General features: G+C 39.1%; 24 protein-coding genes and 1 riboswitch. Of the genes, 6 read left to right on the top strand and 18 right to left on the bottom strand.

Annotated features, from left to right (window positions below):
• Positions 1–49: 49 nt before the first annotated feature.
• Both purK and purE read right to left on the bottom strand, forming a co-directional pair.
• Entirely contained in the window at positions 50–1,198 is a 1,149-nt protein-coding gene (purK, locus tag F0527_RS02865) for a 5-(carboxyamino)imidazole ribonucleotide synthase (RefSeq protein ID WP_150283741.1), read from the bottom strand.
• Positions 1,182–1,667, bottom strand: a complete 486-nt coding sequence (gene purE, locus F0527_RS02860) for a 5-(carboxyamino)imidazole ribonucleotide mutase (RefSeq protein WP_150283740.1) — start codon at positions 1,665–1,667, stop codon at positions 1,182–1,184. Before purE ends, purK begins: the two co-directional genes overlap by 17 nt.
• Positions 1,668–1,816: 149 nt before the next feature.
• Positions 1,817–1,918, bottom strand: a riboswitch (purine riboswitch).
• Between the two features lie 587 nt (positions 1,919–2,505).
• Here purE and F0527_RS02855 point away from each other — a divergent pair.
• Positions 2,506–2,811: a DUF3784 domain-containing protein gene (locus F0527_RS02855; RefSeq protein WP_223823512.1), complete on the top strand. Its 306-nt coding sequence runs from the start codon at positions 2,506–2,508 to the stop codon at positions 2,809–2,811.
• Between the two features lie 133 nt (positions 2,812–2,944).
• On the opposite strand, the gene F0527_RS02850 is transcribed toward F0527_RS02855, so the two are convergent.
• The 3 genes from F0527_RS02850 to F0527_RS02840 all read right to left on the bottom strand — a co-directional run bounded on the left by F0527_RS02850 (position 2,945) and on the right by F0527_RS02840 (position 4,912).
• Positions 2,945–3,523 carry a histidine phosphatase family protein gene (locus F0527_RS02850; protein WP_150283739.1) on the bottom strand — a complete coding sequence of 193 codons (579 nt, stop codon included), beginning with the start codon at positions 3,521–3,523 and terminating at the stop codon, positions 2,945–2,947.
• A gap of 8 nt (positions 3,524–3,531) precedes the next feature.
• Positions 3,532–4,293, bottom strand: a complete 762-nt coding sequence (locus F0527_RS17360; protein ID WP_150283738.1) for a thermonuclease family protein — start codon at positions 4,291–4,293, stop codon at positions 3,532–3,534.
• Positions 4,294–4,366: 73 nt separating this feature from the next.
• Positions 4,367–4,912: a phosphatidylglycerophosphatase A family protein gene (locus tag F0527_RS02840; RefSeq protein ID WP_066784859.1), complete on the bottom strand. Its 546-nt coding sequence runs from the start codon at positions 4,910–4,912 to the stop codon at positions 4,367–4,369.
• Positions 4,913–5,006: 94 nt separating this feature from the next.
• Between F0527_RS02840 and F0527_RS02835 the strand changes: the two genes are divergently transcribed.
• The 3 genes from F0527_RS02835 (at position 5,007) to F0527_RS02825 (ending at position 6,764) form a co-directional block, all read left to right on the top strand.
• The gene (locus F0527_RS02835; RefSeq protein ID WP_150283737.1) at positions 5,007–5,732 is read left to right on the top strand and encodes an alpha/beta hydrolase; all 726 of its coding nucleotides are present in this window, start codon (positions 5,007–5,009) and stop codon (positions 5,730–5,732) included.
• Between the two features lie 84 nt (positions 5,733–5,816).
• The gene (locus F0527_RS02830; RefSeq protein WP_150283736.1) at positions 5,817–6,332 is read left to right on the top strand and encodes a YjcG family protein; all 516 of its coding nucleotides are present in this window, start codon (positions 5,817–5,819) and stop codon (positions 6,330–6,332) included.
• Between the two features lie 3 nt (positions 6,333–6,335).
• Positions 6,336–6,764 (top strand): GNAT family N-acetyltransferase, encoded by a 429-nt coding sequence (locus F0527_RS02825; RefSeq protein ID WP_147194521.1) that lies wholly within the window; start codon positions 6,336–6,338, stop codon positions 6,762–6,764.
• Between the two features lie 103 nt (positions 6,765–6,867).
• On the opposite strand, the gene F0527_RS02820 is transcribed toward F0527_RS02825, so the two are convergent.
• The 7 genes from F0527_RS02820 to F0527_RS02790 all read right to left on the bottom strand — a co-directional run bounded on the left by F0527_RS02820 (position 6,868) and on the right by F0527_RS02790 (position 9,990).
• Positions 6,868–7,170 (bottom strand): hypothetical protein, encoded by a 303-nt coding sequence (locus tag F0527_RS02820; RefSeq protein ID WP_150283735.1) that lies wholly within the window; start codon positions 7,168–7,170, stop codon positions 6,868–6,870.
• A gap of 79 nt (positions 7,171–7,249) precedes the next feature.
• On the bottom strand, positions 7,250–7,495 hold the full coding sequence (locus F0527_RS02815) for a stage VI sporulation protein F (RefSeq protein WP_147194527.1): 246 nt from the start codon (positions 7,493–7,495) through the stop codon (positions 7,250–7,252).
• A 13-nt stretch (positions 7,496–7,508) separates the two neighbouring features.
• A complete protein-coding gene (locus F0527_RS02810; RefSeq protein WP_147194530.1) occupies positions 7,509–7,676 on the bottom strand; it encodes a YjcZ family sporulation protein in 168 nt (55 codons plus the stop codon).
• A 65-nt stretch (positions 7,677–7,741) separates the two neighbouring features.
• Positions 7,742–8,107 (bottom strand): stage V sporulation protein AE, encoded by a 366-nt coding sequence (gene spoVAE, locus F0527_RS02805; RefSeq protein WP_147194533.1) that lies wholly within the window; start codon positions 8,105–8,107, stop codon positions 7,742–7,744.
• A 10-nt stretch (positions 8,108–8,117) separates the two neighbouring features.
• Complete coding sequence (locus F0527_RS02800; RefSeq protein WP_147195092.1) at positions 8,118–9,122, bottom strand: stage V sporulation protein AD; 1,005 nt, start codon at positions 9,120–9,122, stop codon at positions 8,118–8,120.
• Complete coding sequence (gene spoVAC / locus F0527_RS02795) at positions 9,122–9,577, bottom strand: stage V sporulation protein AC (RefSeq protein WP_066784830.1); 456 nt, start codon at positions 9,575–9,577, stop codon at positions 9,122–9,124. Before spoVAC ends, F0527_RS02800 begins: the two co-directional genes overlap by 1 nt.
• Positions 9,577–9,990, bottom strand: coding sequence for a YhcN/YlaJ family sporulation lipoprotein (locus tag F0527_RS02790; RefSeq protein ID WP_150283734.1), 414 nt, complete (start codon positions 9,988–9,990; stop codon positions 9,577–9,579). Before F0527_RS02790 ends, spoVAC begins: the two co-directional genes overlap by 1 nt.
• A 136-nt stretch (positions 9,991–10,126) precedes the next feature.
• Between F0527_RS02790 and F0527_RS02785 the strand changes: the two genes are divergently transcribed.
• Positions 10,127–10,714, top strand: a complete 588-nt coding sequence (locus F0527_RS02785; protein ID WP_147194538.1) for a CotY/CotZ family spore coat protein — start codon at positions 10,127–10,129, stop codon at positions 10,712–10,714.
• A gap of 139 nt (positions 10,715–10,853) precedes the next feature.
• Positions 10,854–11,405 (top strand): CotY/CotZ family spore coat protein, encoded by a 552-nt coding sequence (locus F0527_RS02780; protein ID WP_150283733.1) that lies wholly within the window; start codon positions 10,854–10,856, stop codon positions 11,403–11,405.
• Between the two features lie 161 nt (positions 11,406–11,566).
• Here the strand turns inward: F0527_RS02780 and F0527_RS02775 are convergent, their stop codons facing one another.
• The 6 genes from F0527_RS02775 to F0527_RS02750 form a co-directional block, all read right to left on the bottom strand.
• On the bottom strand, positions 11,567–12,007 hold the full coding sequence (locus tag F0527_RS02775) for a hypothetical protein (protein WP_150283732.1): 441 nt from the start codon (positions 12,005–12,007) through the stop codon (positions 11,567–11,569).
• A 50-nt stretch (positions 12,008–12,057) separates the two neighbouring features.
• Entirely contained in the window at positions 12,058–13,434 is a 1,377-nt protein-coding gene (mgtE, locus tag F0527_RS02770; protein WP_066784818.1) for a magnesium transporter, read from the bottom strand.
• A gap of 562 nt (positions 13,435–13,996) precedes the next feature.
• The gene (locus tag F0527_RS02765) at positions 13,997–14,920 is read right to left on the bottom strand and encodes an RluA family pseudouridine synthase (RefSeq protein WP_150283731.1); all 924 of its coding nucleotides are present in this window, start codon (positions 14,918–14,920) and stop codon (positions 13,997–13,999) included.
• The gene (locus F0527_RS02760; protein WP_066784812.1) at positions 14,920–15,726 is read right to left on the bottom strand and encodes an NAD kinase; all 807 of its coding nucleotides are present in this window, start codon (positions 15,724–15,726) and stop codon (positions 14,920–14,922) included. The genes F0527_RS02765 and F0527_RS02760 overlap by 1 nt, the downstream gene beginning before the upstream one ends.
• A complete protein-coding gene (yjbM, locus tag F0527_RS02755) occupies positions 15,723–16,403 on the bottom strand; it encodes a GTP diphosphokinase (protein WP_066784810.1) in 681 nt (226 codons plus the stop codon). Before yjbM ends, F0527_RS02760 begins: the two co-directional genes overlap by 4 nt.
• A 20-nt stretch (positions 16,404–16,423) precedes the next feature.
• On the bottom strand, positions 16,424–16,810 hold the full coding sequence (locus F0527_RS02750) for a UPF0738 family protein (RefSeq protein WP_150283730.1): 387 nt from the start codon (positions 16,808–16,810) through the stop codon (positions 16,424–16,426).
• Between the last annotated feature and the right edge of the window lie 61 nt (positions 16,811–16,871).

Below are 16,871 nucleotides of genomic sequence, written 5' to 3'. Positions count from 1 at the left end.
AATGAGCCATAAAGATGGTCAAACACCCATTTCAATATATGTGCATGATTTATGTGTTTAAGGGTGTTTTCCATAATCTGCTTTTTTCAATTTGCATAAGAGCTTCTTCTGTATTCCGGTGAAGAATATTAATATGGCCCATTTTCCGGTTAAACGCTGCTTCTTTTTTTCCATAAATGTGATACTTCCACCCAAGACTATGTGGTATGGTCGTAATCGCGTTCTCCATATGCTGTCCCAGCAAATTCATCATGACAACGGGTTTTAGCAATTCGGTACTTCCTAGTGGCCAATTACAGATTGCTCGAATATGTTGTTCAAATTGTGAGGTTTCGCAGGCATCCAGTGTGAAGTGTCCTGAATTGTGCGGTCGTGGTGCTAGTTCATTCATAATCACTTTATCTTCTTCTGTCAAAAACATCTCGACCGCAAGCGTGCCAACAACTTCTAGCTTTTCTGCGAGCATCATCGCCTGCTTGGTAGCCTCTTCGGCTGCTTTTTCACTGATGCGGGCAGGCACAATGGTCTGCGCTAAAATATTGTCTTGATGAATATTTTCAGCAATTGGGAAGCACGTACATTCACCGTCTGCTTTTCTAGTCAAAATGACAGATATCTCTTTCACGTAGGGCACCCAAGCTTCTAATACACACACACTGCTTTGTATAAGATCGCTTGCGCGAGATAAATCTATACGGTTCTTTATTACAAGCTGCCCTTTACCGTCATAACCGCCGCGAGCTGTTTTTAACACGCACGGAAATCCTATTTTTTCTACCCCGATTGCAAGTTCCTCCAAAGTTTGAATGACACAATATGGAGCGACCTCAACACCGCTGGACTTTAGAGCCGTTTTTTCAGCTATACGGTTTTGACTGATTCTTAATAATGCAGAGCCTTGAGGTAAATACGCATAATCACTAAGCCAATTCAATGCTGGAGAGCTAATATTTTCGAATTCAAATGTAATGACATCACTTACATCTGCAAGTTCTTGTAATTTTTCTGTATCATCATAAGCGCCAATAATTTCAATATCTGCTACTTGTGCACATGGCCCATTTGGAGTTGGATCTAATACCGCAACACGAAATCCCATCGCTTTCGCAGCAATGGCCATCATTCTGCCAAGCTGTCCTCCGCCGATAATGCCAATCGTTTGCCCCGGTACAATCACAGGGCTATGTAAGTTGTTCACTACTGTTTAGCACCTTCTCCCTTGTTTCATTGCGCATCATTTCTAACTTTTCCGCTAACATTTCATATGATGTTGCCAAAATTTGAGCAGCCAGCAGGCCAGCGTTTGTTGCACCTGCTTTCCCGATTGCTACTGTTGCGACTGGCACACCGCCAGGCATTTGCACAATCGATAAAAGAGAATCTAGCCCATTGAGTGCCTTCGTTTGAACTGGCACGCCAATAACAGGAAGCGTTGTCTTAGCAGCTGTCATACCTGGCAAGTGGGCAGCTCCTCCTGCCCCAGCAATTATTACTTTTATGCCGCGTTCCTTTGCCCCTTCAGCATAGTGAAATAATAATTCTGGCGTTCGGTGTGCTGATACTACTCGTTTTTCAAAGTCGATTTCCAGTTCCTCTAAAATGGCACATGTATGCTTCATTGTTTCCCAATCAGATGTGCTTCCCATGATTACCCCAACTTGTGGCATCTCTTTCCCTCCATCTAACATAAAGATAAGTAAGACATCACTCTACTGTGCATTCTTTTGAAATAAAAAAACCGGACAGATTACTTTCAAAGAGAAAGTAGTCTGTCCGGAAAGTGAAAATGGGTACACTGATCCCATAATATCCAGCAAACGGTTCTACTTTCTCTCATAGTCCAATAATTTACGGTTATTGGGTAGAAACTTTCGGGCCATATTCCCGGGGATATATGAGAGAATTGCTTATTACACCCTGATAATACTACAGGATTATCCAGCTGTCAAACCAATAATCGAACATTATATAATTTTATTTATATAATGTTCGCTTTTCAAATAGCTAATTATAAACTGCTTCTCTCCAGACGGCGCTTTCCGCGAGCTTGGCTTCAATCTCCTCATCACTTCGTTCTTGCGGGGCTTTCAGCTCAAGCTTTTCAAGCAGAAGATGCTATCTATAGCTAGCCTAATGTAAAAAAGAGGTTTAATTTTTGCTTATAATGTCTGCTTATATCGCTTCGTTCCAGACGACGCTTTCCGCGGGCTTGGCTTCAATCTCCTCATCACTTCGCTCTTGCGGGGCTTTCAGCTCAAGCTTTTCCCGCAGGAGACGCCGTCTTCCGCTACGCTATAAGATAAAGATTGTTCAAGCTTTTTGTTGCATATTATGATGAAATCAGCATTTTACACTTTTAGGTTTTTTACGTATTCAAATACATATTTAAAAATAAATTATTCACTTTTAGACTTAACACTATAAAAATATATTGAAACCAAAACGATGAATTATATATCTTGTTGTTTTCATTATACAGTTTATTAAATTGTAAAGGACGGAAGAATGGATATGGATTTTAACCTGGTTATATTAACTTCAATTGTTGGATTCATTTTAATCTTATTAGGCTATTTAATTTGGTATAAAAAGATGCTTTTTCTAATTGCGGGTTATAATGAAGCAACTTTTGAAGGGGATAAAGAAAAGTTAGCAAAGGGTACGGGCATCGTTCTTATCTTATTAGGTATAATTTTGATAGTTTTACCATATTTTCTATACTGGTTTGGAAACACACTAGTCTATTGTTTACTAGCTATTATAGGAGTAGCAGGAATAATAGTAGTTATTATGATGAGGATTAAACCATAGTTTAAATCGTCTATTTTTCATTCTTCTAATAGAATCACATAAAAAGGATAGATAGAGCTGTTTCAATCGTCTCTATCTATCCTTTTATTCATTTAAAGTTATTAATGACAACGTACTATTTCTACTTGCCCTCTTATTTTAAATCCGTCATATAGCTTGTATCATTGTATGTTTCTAATACCCATTTCTCTTTTTCATATGATAGTGTGCTAATTCCACCATTTGATAAGCGAGGGACTTCTTGAAAAACTGCCATCTTTTCAACCATATCAAAGATTGTATGGATGACTGCACCATGTGTGACTAAGATAACCTCATCGTGGGGATAGCTTTGCTGAATCTTATGCAAACCCTTTGCTAACCTTTGGCAGAGACTTTCCATAGATTCTTGGTTCGGATACTGCTTGCTTGGATATAATTTCAAACGTTCTTCTAGTGTTAGTCCTTCTGCCTTGCCGAAGTTTCGTTCTTTAAACTCGTCTATCAAAATTAATGGCAGGTCCAACGTTTCATTCATTATAGTAGCAGTTTGCCGCGCTCTTTGAAGCGTGCTACTAAAAATCACTTGGCAATTTTTATCTTGAAAGTAACTCCTACAAGCAATCGCCTGCCGCTTCCCATTTTCATTCAGTACAGTATCTGTCCCACCTTGAATTTTCCCCGCTAAATTCCAATCTGTTTCTCCATGGCGAAGCATATAGATTTTTGTCATTGATACACCTACCTTGCCGCTTTTGTAAAACCTGCCTTTTTGGCTTCCTCTTCTGTACAAAATGTTTTTTCCGGTTTTACATTATTGTACTGAGCCATTCCTGGTATGTGGTATAGTTTATTTCCTTTGCTGTTAATATTGCCTTTAATCGTACAAGCGCTTTTTCCGTTATCTTTTTGTCGGAAAGTCCCGTTCGAATTTTTCGTATGTTGTTGCTTTTCAACGACAGATTTGACAAATCCTCGATCGGTTACATATCCGTCATATCTCCATATCCCAATCTTCTTTTTCTTAGCTTGTTCTTGAATATCTTTAAATTCATTTACATACTTTGTATTCGGCTGATAGATATAGCCAACACGTGCTAGTCCCTCTGCCACTAATTGTTCTTGCACACTTTTTCCGTCCGCGTAGACATAAGCTAGTAGGCGGCCATACTTGTCCTCCTTATCGCCAACATCAAACTCTAAGGAAACATTCTTAGCATGATTCAATATCTCTCTATTTTTAGTCTGTGCTTCGCGCCCATATGGCTGCTCGCCAAGTTGTTTATGATACATCTCGGGTGTATCAATCAATAAGTAGCGAACTTTTTTTAGTTCACCATTATATTTCACCTTAATTGTATCGCCATCCATCACGCTTATTACCTTTACAGGTACTTTTTCTGATGTTTCAGTTTCTTGTTCATTACTAGAAGAATTGTCCAATGTACAGCCTGCAAGTACTACAAGCACCATGCTGCATAGTAGGATGATCCACCATTTCATACTATCACCATATTTTCTTTATAAATTGTATAACGCGACGAAACAGCGCCAAGTATGACGCTGCGCAAAGACGCTATACTTTATCTCTCCCTGCAATCGATTCACCTGTTTCTTCGACGTCGCGAATACGATGTGCTAGTCGAGAAGAAGCAGATGCTGCAATGCTTGCAATCAAATCATCTAAAAATGTGTGGACGCCTGTTCCGTCTCTAGTATCCAATTTCTTGATGATGCCGATTTTTTGCTTATCCAAATGTCCATACGTTGTCATTGCTATACTTCCATATGTGAGGACAGAGCCTATCGCAAGTGTTTCATCAATGCCAAAAAGGCTTTCATCTGACTCGATTAATTGCTGCAACGGCTGGGATAACATTCCCTTTTCTGCTAGTTCATCTAATTCAACTCCGACGAGAATAGCATGCTGTACCTCTCTCTTATTGAGAACCCGTTCGACTGATTGAATGCAATGTGCCAGTGTCAAGCCGTTGCTATAGGGATATTGCATTTCAAATACAATTTCGGCGATATCGCTAATCAATACGCCACGTCGCGCAATTGCTTCTTTTGCTGCATTTCGGACGCTTTCGGAGGATATATTCACTTTTTCATTATACATAATAATGACCTCATTTCTCCCTATATTTCTTATTATACCTTTGCAAATTCATATGTTACAATTTCCCTACAGAATGTTGAAGGGTGTGTTTGGTATGGGACAAGGAACTATTAACGATATAGCATTTTTTAGCGAAGCACTACAAGAAGAATTACATTTGTTGATTTATCTACCAGAAAATTATTCACCGCTTTACAAATATACTATTTTAATCGCTTCTGACGGGCGCGACTATTTTCAGTTAGGACGCATTTCTAGAATTGCCGATGAATATTTGGCAAATGAAGAGATTGAAAATTTAATTATTGTGGGCGTTCCATATAAAAATGTGGAAGATCGTAGACGCAAGTACTTGCCAAATGGCGACTTACATACCGCTTATTTACGTTTCTTAGCACATGAGCTTGTGCCCTATTTAGACAAAAATTATTCCACTTATCATATGGGCATGGCCCGGGCACTTATTGGTGATTCTCAAGCAGCCACAGTATCTTTGCTTGCCGCTGTTGCCTATCCTAATACTTTTGGAAAGGTACTGCTTCAATCGCCGCAAGTGAATGAAGAGGTGCTTCAGAAAGTCCAAGAAATGAAAGATCCTCATGCTTTTTCGGTATATCATGTTATCGGTTCTTTAGAAACGGAAGTCGTGACGATGGATAAAAAAGTAAAAGACTTTTTGACACCAAACCGAAAACTTCACCAACTGCTTAAGGAACTAGGTGTTGATACGTTTTACGATGAATTTGAGGGCAAACATACGTGGAAATTTTGGCAAGCTGACTTAAAAAGAGCTATCCGACAAAATTTCGGTCAAAAATAAATAGTTAGGTAATAACCTTTACAGTAATTTCTGCTATACTGAAAATTAAGTTAATTATTTTTCTATTAAGGAGGTTTTCATAATATGAAATATGGAATTGTTGCATTCCCATCAAAAGAAATCCAAGATTTTGCTAACTCTTATCGTAAAAGATATGATACCCATTACGCAAAAATTACTCCGCATATTACATTAAAAGGAGAAACAGAAATCCAATCTTCTGAAATTGAGGAAATCTCAGCATCTATTAAGAAGGTGTGCGAACAATTTAATCCGCTAACTATTTCTATTTCAAAGATTAGCTCTTTTGCACCTGTTAATAATGCCATTTATTTAAAAGTGGAGCCGACAGAACAACTTATGCGCTTACACGAGGCATTAGAAAATGATGTTGCAGGCGGCGAAGCAAAATATAAATTTGTACCTCATATTACGATTGCCCAAGATATGAGCGCTGGAGAACATGATGATGTCTTTGGCCAATTGCGCATGACAAAGGTTGATTTCAACGAAACAATTAATCGTATTCATTTGCTTTATCAGTTAGAGGATGGTTCTTGGACAGTGTTTGAAACTTACCGACTTAGAGGAGAAGAGTAATTATTGGTTTTCGCTAAGATTGTTGAAACAGAAAAAGAATTGCAGGATGCTTTTTTTGTTCGAAGAGAAGTGTTTGTGAAAGAACAAGGAATTCCTCAACCTTTAGAAATAGATGAATATGATGAGAGTGCTACACACTTTGTCGCATACTTTGATAATCGACCGATTGCCGCTGGGCGTGTAAGATTTACAGATGAACTAGTAGCTGTTGTAGAACGCGTATGCGTTTTACCAGATTTCCGTCGAAAGCAGATTGGTATTCTCATGATGAATTGCCTAGAAGATTTTATTCATGGCTCAGAGATTCGTAAAGTAAAGTTGAATGCCCAAACGCATGCTATTCCTTTTTACGAGAAACAGAATTATATCATCACTTCTCCAGAATTTCTCGATGCCGGAATACCTTACCGCGCTATGGAAAAAATAATATAACAGCAAAAAAGCTACGATGTCTATGAATCTCAAGTACATCGTAGCTTTTTATATGGAAGAAGTATGGAAGGGTTTAGGTTGATCCATTGATGAATTGAGCATATTAGACATATAAGTTGCAAATCAATCCCTTATCCGTTTTATTCACAATTTCGTGATCATAAGAATCAGCTGTATGGCGTTTAGGACTGTGTATGATTGGTTGGTGTACAGGTGTAGATCTTTTTTTCTCTACATAGAAAGATTGCTTCATCGTTTGTCTTTTTTGCTCTAACTCCTGCTGAAACTTTGATGAATTTTTCACTTTCTCAACACGTTCCACGTATGAATAGGATTCTCTTGTTTGTGCAGAGCGATTGATATATTGAGCAGCTTGATAGTCATTGATTGGTAAAATATAACTCATTATAAGCACCCCCGACAGTTTTTTATCCTTTATACCCTATATGTTTAAAAGATAAACATCATGCCAGGGGAAACTTATATTAAAGCATATCTTGGATTTTACTTATGTCCAAATTCTTGCCATTCTTCATAATAGAATTGACAATTTGCTCTTCTAGATCTTTTGAAACGGGCTTATTTGCAAGCTTCGCTACTTTTTTTACGATTTTACGTACTTGACGTTCATCTTGAAAGTCGGCGTTTTGAATGGCATTTGCTAGTGCGAAGACTTCTTCCATTGGAACCCCAGTCTTTTGTTCGATTTTACGAAAGAAAGGTGAATTCATTCAATATCCTCCTCTAGCAAATGAAACTTGCGCCAACAATAATCAACAAGATGAATAAAACAACGATTAAAATGAAAGTAGATCCACCGTAAGAAGATCCACCACCATCATAACCATAGCAGCCTCCGCCGAAGCCGCCTCCGTATCCGTAACCGCCTCCGCATCCGTATCCCCATGACATTTACATCCCCTCCTCTCTTTTCTCTATATCCTATGCCTTTTGGAAAAGAGAGACCGGGCGTATGTCTATGGATGCTGACCTTTTGAGTGGAAAATAAGCGCACCAATCATACCAAAAACAATTGCTGCACTGATACCCGAACTTGTCACTTCGAACATTCCTGTCAGAACGCCAATCCATCCGTGCTTTTCTGCTTCTGCTAGAGCACCGTGTGTCAAGGAGTTACCAAAAGAGGTAATCGGAATAGTTGCACCAGCTCCAGCAAAGTCAATTAACGGTTCATACAAATTAAAGCCGTCTAAAACTGAACCAAGAACAACCAGAATACTTAAAGTATGTGCTGGGGTCAGTTTTCCTAAATCCATAATCAGTTGCCCTACAACGCAAATAAGGCCACCTACAATAAAAGCAATCAACAATGTTGCAAACATATTTATATCCTCATTTCATTGAAATTTCGATGGCGTGTGCCGTGCAAGGAATAGACTCATTTTGCTGAACAGTAAGCGGCGAAAGCAATGCTCCTGTTGCGACTGCTAAGACCCTTTCATACTTCTTCTCATTCAATCCCTTTAGAATAGTACTGAAAAAGACAGATGCAGAGCACCCCGCGCCACTTGCTCCGGCAAGAAAGGTTTGATCATCTCCATAGAATTCTGCTCCGGCATCACGGATTTTCATCACATCTTGCTGAGCCATTCCTTCCTTAATTAAACATTCCTGTAATATTGGAAGACCAACCTTCGCCAAATCTCCCGTAATGATTAAATCGTAGTCGCTTAATGATTGTCCTCTTCCTTTTAAATGCCTTGTAATTGTGTCGCAAGCTGCAGGTGCCATAGCTGCCCCCATATGGAAAGGATCAGTTTGCTGTAAGTCGATGGATTTTCCGACAGTTGCGGCCTCTATTACAGGACTATTCATCTGCCCTTTCGCAATTAATGCATAGCCTGCTGCTGTAACGGTCCATTGTGCTGTACCAGGTTTTTGACCGCCATATTCCACTGGATATCGAAATTGCCTTTCAATGGAGTTATGCTGGCTTGCAGCACCAGCCAACGCATATTTACTTGCCCCTAATTCTGTTAGTAATGCTGCCACAATAGCTCCGGATATGGAAGTAGCACAGGCAGAATAAAGTCCAAGATATGGAATACCTAACGTAGACGCTAGAAAGTTGGAGGGAGTCATTTGATTAACTAAATCTCCACTCATAAGGAAGTCAACATCACGTTCTTTAATATTCGCTTTTTCTAATGCAATTTGGCATGCTTGAAGAGCCATCTGCTTATGGCCCTTTTCATTGGATTTTTCTTCTGCTCTTTCATCATCTAAAAGAAGGTCAAAATCAGCAGCAAATACACTTTTTTTCTCTAAAGGGCCACCTACTACTCCAGAAGCAATAATGGAAGGCTTTGATGGAAAATAAATTACTCCTTGATCCATTACCAATTCGTCACCCCCACTGTTACTAACAGAAGTTTTACTAGTGCTACTACAAAGGCTGATACAACGCCGAATACAATAACAGAACCTGCTAATTTAAAAATATTACCACCGACACCCAATACATATCCTTCTGATTTATGTTCAATGGCTGATGAGATAACAGCATTACCGAACCCTGTAACTGGTACGGCGCTACCTGCTCCTGCAAATTGTGCAAGTTTCTTATAAAGCCCGAATCCAGTAAATAGCATAGCAAGGAAAATCATTGTAGCGACTGTCGGGTTTCCTGCTGTTCTTTCTGTAAAATTAAAATAAGCCATATAAAAGAACGTAATCAGCTGGCCAATTGTACAAATGATGCCGCCTACGAGAAAAGCCTTTAAACAATTTTTTATAATGGAAGGTTTTGGCGACAGAGATTGTTGTAAAGTATCATATTGTTTTGCATCCATTAAGTTTGCTCCTCCGCTAATTCTTTTAAATTTTTAATTTTTTCTTTTACCTTCTTCTCGCTCATTTTCTTTTCGTTTAAACGATCTGTTTCCATTATTATCTTTTGATCTGTACTAACTAGCACATCGCGATCAGGAAGTGCACGCTTAATTTCTTTTTTCCACTTCTTTTCATATTTCTTTTTATTCCATTTTGAAAACGGCTTTACCTCAACACCTACAATTGCCTCTTTTTTTGTAAATAAGACAGATACCTTTTGGACATGTTTGTCATGGCCTAAAACTTTTTCTACCGATTGCCGTTCTTCCTGATATTTGTGGTCATCATTGACTGAGATAGCTGCACTATTTGATTTTCCACATCCAGCAAGCACAGTTAATAGAGCAATAAACATCAACAGGCTTTTTTTCATATCTTCCCCATCCTTTTTATTGATAGTATGCGAATTTTAAATTCAAATTATTCAAAAGCAATAATGATAATAGCCTGCGCCATCCCACTAAATAGCCATATAGTATAAAGAATTGGAAATAAGGAGGTGAATTTGAATGGGTTGTGGAAGAGAAAGTACAAGTGTGAGCCCAATTATGGGAGGAAATTGCGTATGTGACGTATTACAGACAATTTTGGACCTCCAAGTTCAACGTGAAAATAACGAATGCGGTACTTGTCCTACTAGCTGTTTCCTAGAACCTCTAGGCGGTTTAGTAAGTCCATCAAGATCCAATGCTGATACTCGTGTATTTATGCTAGTGACTAAAGATGGCACGCCGTTTAAAGCTTTCTTCAAAAACTCTCGTCACCATCATCGTAATTCTTTAGAGAGTACGTCACTAGGCGGAATGAACATGAACAATCATCATAATCAACAGCACCATAATCAACAACATCATAATCATAATCAATCTTGCTTCTCTGTATTTTTCCGTGTAGAAGATATTTTTGATGACTGCTGTGCAACATTACGGGTATTAAAACCGAATCGAAACATCCTAAAAGAATGCGGCTCCATCGACTTCAATAAAATTTGTGAAGTAACTGACTTCGAACTTACAGATAGTTGCATTACCGTAGATCTAAATTGCTTCTGCGGCGTACAATGTGTGCAAGATGTCTTCTTAGACGTTTGCCGATAAAAAGCTCGCTCAAGGTGAAACAGCGTCGTAATATTGCAAAGGGTCCTAATCTATGATTAGGGCCCTTTGTTCTTTTAGCCCAGTCTCTTTTTTTAATAAGGCATATGCTATAGAGAATCTGAATAAGGATGTGATATTAATGGGTTGTGGAAAAGAAAGCTCAAGCAGTTCAAGCTCAAGTTCGAGCTCAAGCGTTAGACCAATCACTTCAGCTAATTGTGTGTGTGATGTGGTGCAAGCAATCTTAGACATTCAGACACAGGACATCACTAATGATTGCCAGTGCCCTTCTAACTGTTTCTTAGAACCGCTGGGTGGCTTGGTAAGTCCATCTAGATCAAATGCAGACACACGTGTGTTTATGTTATTAACAAAAGACGGCACACCATTTAAAGCATTTTTCAAACCGCGTCATCACGGTTCGCATAATAACAGTACAACACATCATAACGGATGTTTTTCTGTATTTTTCCGTGTAGAAGATGTATTTGATGGCTGTTGTGCAACATTGCGTGTACTAAAACCAAACAAGAACATTCATAAAGATTGCGATTGCGGCTCAATCGATTTAAATGCAATTTGTGATGTAACTGATTTTGAACTTACAGATAGTTGCATTACTGTAGATTTAAATTGCTTCTGCGGCGTGCAATGCATCCAGGACGTCTTCTTAAATGTTTGTCCTGATTAACAAAAATACCTAAACCAGAAAACGAATAGACGCTAAAAAGCGGGATTCTCCTTTACTATGGTGAATCTCGCTTTTTTCATACAAATTTTTTATGGAAGTGGTATATTATTTTGCAATAAAAAAAGCCTAGAAAATATCTAGGCAAGTTTTAAAAATTGATTTTAAGATTCAGCATCGATTTTGTCTTTTTCAGCATGTTGGACTTGTGGTTTAAAGAATGAGCTTCCTCTCCACACCAAATCAGAGATTTCCCAAACCTTATACGTTAACACTGTTTCAGAGGTACGAATAAAGACATCCTCTGTCTCACTATCAAATTTCTTTACTACTCCAGTGATCTCCTGCCCATCATGCAGTACAAATACAAGCGGTTGATATGCCCTTTGCTGAAATGGCTTTGACAGGAAATGAAGCCTCTCTTTTCTTTTTACTAATTCACTGTTATCTAAATTATGTGTACTTGGCTTTTGAGCACTCTCAAAATGCTCTGTTTGGTCCTCGATTACAATACTTTCAATTAGCTCCGCACCTGTTTCCACAGGGACTGTTTCTCTGAAAAAAGCAGGGGGCGTTTTGATAAAAAGGAGTGGGTCTTTTCCCACAATCACACATCCTTTTTATTTTTATCATATGCCTAATATGCCATATGGGTTCACATGAGATGATTAATGAAAGCTGTAGCAATTCCTAAGTAAATCAGAATACTGGTAATGTCATTTAATGTTGTGATAAAAGGACCTGAAGCAACTGCAGGGTCAATATTCATGCGGTGCATCACTAATGGAATCACTGCACCAGCCAACGTTGCCACGACGATTGAACAACAGATGGCCACACCTACCAACAATCCTAGAAGGAATGTATGTTGCCAGAAGTATACAATGCCGAGTGCGATAATACCGCAAACAACTCCCATGATTATGCCGGTGACCATCTCTCTAAGCATCAGTGCCCATTTGTTATCTTCTTCTGAATTCCCTGTCGCAATCCCCCGGACCGCAACCGCAAGCGCCTGTGTACCACTATTCCCTGAAGTCCCGCCAATTAACGGAATAAATGCTGCCAACAACGCTACTTTTTCAAGCGTATCAGTAAATAGATCAACTAAATTAGCCGTAATCATACCAAGGAACAACAGTATGACAAGCCAAGGTAATCTTTTTTTGGCAGCCAAAAAAGGATTCTTGTCAAATGTATCCATATCTGAAACACCTGCTAGCTTGGAATAGTCCTCAGATGCTTCTTCATCAATAACATCAATAATATCATCGACTGTGATAATACCGAGCATTTCATTTTTTGAATTAATAACAGGCACCGCTAGGAAGTTATAGTCCTTCATAATCTGAGCTACATCTTCCTGGTCATCCGCTACCTTCACGCTTACGACACGATCATTCATAATATCATGGATTAGCGTATCTTCATCCGCGATAATTAAATCACGCAATGAAATGACACCTGCCAAATGCTCAGCATCATCCACCACAAAGATATAATAGATGGTTTCGGCATTCGGCGCTTCATTCCGCAGTATCGTCATAGCAGACCTTACAGTAGAGTTTTCGGGGATTGCCACATATTCCGTGGTCATAATAGAACCCGCAGTATATTCCTCGTAATGAAGAAGCTCCCGAATTTCCTGGGCATCTTCATTGCTCATTAATTTTAAAAAATGGCTAATTTGGTCTTTGTCTAATTCATTTAATACATCGACCGCATCATCCGTGTACATTTCTGAAATCATTTGTGCCGCATAAATAGGCGTCATTTCCTCAAGAAACCGAGTATATCCATTATCGTCAAGTTCTAGAGCTTCGAAGATTTCAGCCAACTCTTTCGGGGACAAGTATTGATAGATCACCTGTCGTATATCTGGTTCCACCTTCTCATAAAACTGTGCCTGATCATATGGATGAAGCGATAAATACTCTTCTCTGAATGCAAGTGTATCGCCTTGGTGAATTAACGAGCTTAAATGCTCTTCATCAAATTGTACTTCATCATTTTCTGTTGTGTTATCCATCATGCATGTCCCCTCCTCTCGATTTGGATCTTTTTTAATACCTTACTATAATAGTGCGAAGTTTCGACAAGGGTCAATTCTTTTTTAGTGTTTCTATTGAATCAATTTCATAAATCCGTTTTTATAAAAGTTCGGTTTAACCTTTTATTTATTCATAATAGTTCTGGCTAGATACGCTTTGCAGTGAAAGACTTAATCAATTCATCAATTCATTCTTGCGAGTATTCAGCTCAAGCTCTACCTACAGTGATCACTATATCTACTGCACTATACCCCAAAAATATCATATAAAAAAGAGCCTGGGACATAACTAAAGTAGTCCGTTCCCCTGCGCTCCAAAAGATCGCTTTCCGCGGGGCGCACCTTGAGCCTCCTCGTCGCTTACACTCCTGCGGGGTCTCAAAATAGCACTAAATCCCGCAGGAGTCGACCTTTATCCGCTCCGGTCCACTCCCAAAACTGAATAGGATTTTGGGATATTTAAAGGCAGTCATATAGAAAAAATGCATGAAGGCGTATTGTCCTTCATGCATTTTTATTTTTGAAATTATGTCCCAGCCTCTTGTTAATTTACACCGCTATTTGAATGGCTGAGCAAAATATGCTCCATATCTTCCGGAAGATTGCTAAACCATATCATTTCCTCTTGGGAGAGAGGATGTTGAAGCTTTAGCGAAACACAGTGCAACGCCTGCCTTCTAATCAATGTGCATTTTCCTCCATATAAGTCATCACCCAGCAATGGATGTCCAATCGAAGATAGGTGTACACGAATTTGATGTGTTCTGCCTGTATGCAAAGTCAAACGAACATGACTTACTTCTTCTCCATTTACATTAAAACGGTTTAAAACAGTCACATCTGTATGGGCGTATTGTCCATCCTCTGTTACTTCACGTTCAATAATGCTTCCTGCTTTTCTGCCAATCGGTGCGATGATTTGCTGAAAGTCTTCTTTCACGTGGCCATGTACAAGCGCTTCATATGTTCGGTGAATGGTATGCGATTTTTGTGCTTCGCTAAGCAAATGATGTATATGGCGGTGCTTTGCTATACACATCAACCCTGATGTATCGCGGTCTAATCGTGTGACGATATGAACAGTGGATGCCACATCCTGCTCTTGCAAATGCCCCGCAATCTTATTCGCCATACTGCCTGTTGGATGGTCATGTGAGGGTATAGAACTTTGACCATCCGGCTTTTCGACAATCAATAATGCTTGATCTTCATAACAGATAGTTAAACGTCCTTTTTCAGGTATTAAGCCAACACTCATCTCTTCTTTAGGAAAAATAACCTTAATTTCATCGCCTTCTGTTAAGGGATGTCGCACATTCTGTTCTTCTCCATTGACCAACAGAGCGCCACCGCGAAATTTGATCGCTGTTAATGTTCTCTTCGAAATGCCAAATTGAGCTAGTGCATCTCTAAGTAATTGTCCATCTAGAGATGCATGAAACGTTAAATGGTATCGTAAATCTTTCATTAGTCCCTCAAATCGCTATCAATAAAGGAGTCATGTACACGTTGCCAGAAAGGAAATGCTCTAAAACGCGCAAATCTCACTTTATCTTTTGCCACACGATATTGAATGGTTTTCACGTTTTTATGCAACAGCTGAATATGATCAATCGTTACCATAAAATCATCCACCTTTACTGGCTTTAATACACAGTTGTGATGTGCAGGTAACACGAGCGAAGAGCCAACTGTACGGAATACGCGATTATTAATAGAAGCCATTTCCGTTAGCTGGATTGTCTCTAATGATGGATGAATAATGGCTCCTCCCAGTGCCTTGTTATAGGCTGTGCTGCCGGAAGGAGTAGAGACACATAGACCGTCGCCGCGGAAACGTTCAAATAGCTTACCGTTTAACTCTATATCCATTACTAGTGTGACCTCTGGCGACTTCACAGTAGATTCGTTTAACGCTAAATAGGTAAAACAATCCGTATTGTCTTGATAATTAATCGTCATTTCTAATAATGGGTACTCAATCACATCAAACTCATTTTTAGCAATTGAAATGACCAATTTTTCAATTTCAGCTGGCTTCCAGTCTGCATAGAAACCTAGATGTCCTGTATGAATTCCTACAAAAGCCACTTCTGATAGCATATGTGTATATCTATGGAAGGCCTGTAATAGTGTACCATCACCGCCGATAGATAAGACTATTTCCGGCTTTTCTTCGTCTAATTCTAACCCGAAATGTGTTAAGTAGTTGATAGCTCGTTCCATCAGTTCATTAGACTGTGGATCATTCCGTGACTGCACTGCGAATCTCATCGTTTTCCTTCATCTCCTTTCCCTTGGCTTTGGCGCACTTCTGGATTGTTTGCTTCTTTATATTCTGTGAAATATGCCTGGGCTTCTCGAATTTCCTCGCGAATCTCAGACATCTCCTCATCAAGCATGAATGCTGCTTCGGCTGCGCTTTGAAGGCGCTTTTTTATCTCGTCAGGAAATAATCCCTTATATTTATAGTTTAACGAATGTTCAATTGAAGCCCAGAAATTCATAGCGAGCGTTCGTATTTGGATTTCTGCCAATATCTTTTTTTCGCCCTGAATGGTTCCGACAGGATATTCGATTATCATATGATAAGAACGATATCCGCTCTTTTTCACATTCGTAATATAATCTTTCTCTTCTATGATATGTAAATCATTTCTTTGCCGCAAAAGGTCAATTACAACTGGTATATCATCGACAAATTGGCACATAATTCGCACGCCTGCGATATCCTGCAGCTCATGTGCAAGTGTATCGGAAGGTTCAAAGACCAAACCTTTTTCCAATGTCTTATCATATATACTTGCAAGCGGTTTTACTCTGCCTGTGACAAATTCAATCGGCGATGTCCTATTTGATTTCTCAAATTGAGCACGTATTCCTTTTAATTTTATTTTCAATTCATCAACGGCTTGCTTATATGGCTGCAAAAAGCGATCCCATTGTCCCATGATAAGTCCCCCTAACACATTTAGGCTTCACTCAAAAGTTGTGCAAACACTTCCTCAACCGCTGTTGTAAAAGCTTCGCCGTAATTAGAGTTGCCTTCAATATTATATATTAGCGATCTTAATTCATCCCATAGATGAACTAATTCCACTTTACCCGCATCCCATTTTAACACAGGTACTGCATTTACCTGCATAGCAGCAGCTAAATCAGGCCAAATAGCTTGCGGGAATTCCACATAGCTATATCCCTCTTCCTCATCCATCATATATACAAACGTCATGGCATCCGAGTCTGTAATAAGCTTGCCTGACGGCGTTCCCATTATATTCTCCTCTTGGTTTTCAAGTAGAAAATTAATATGTGTGTTTTCTAAAGTACTACTGCTAATCGTATATGTTTTTCTCACTATTCTTCTCCCCTTTTGTGAAGTGTTTCTCTCGTTTTGTATTATGGATTTCACGATTAAA

This window comes from Rummeliibacillus sp. TYF-LIM-RU47 (genome assembly GCF_008638315.1).
GTDB lineage: Bacteria > Bacillota > Bacilli > Bacillales_A > Planococcaceae > Rummeliibacillus > Rummeliibacillus stabekisii.
The sequence above is the reverse complement of the archived record's forward strand: the minus strand, read 5'-3'. Positions and strand labels throughout refer to the sequence as shown.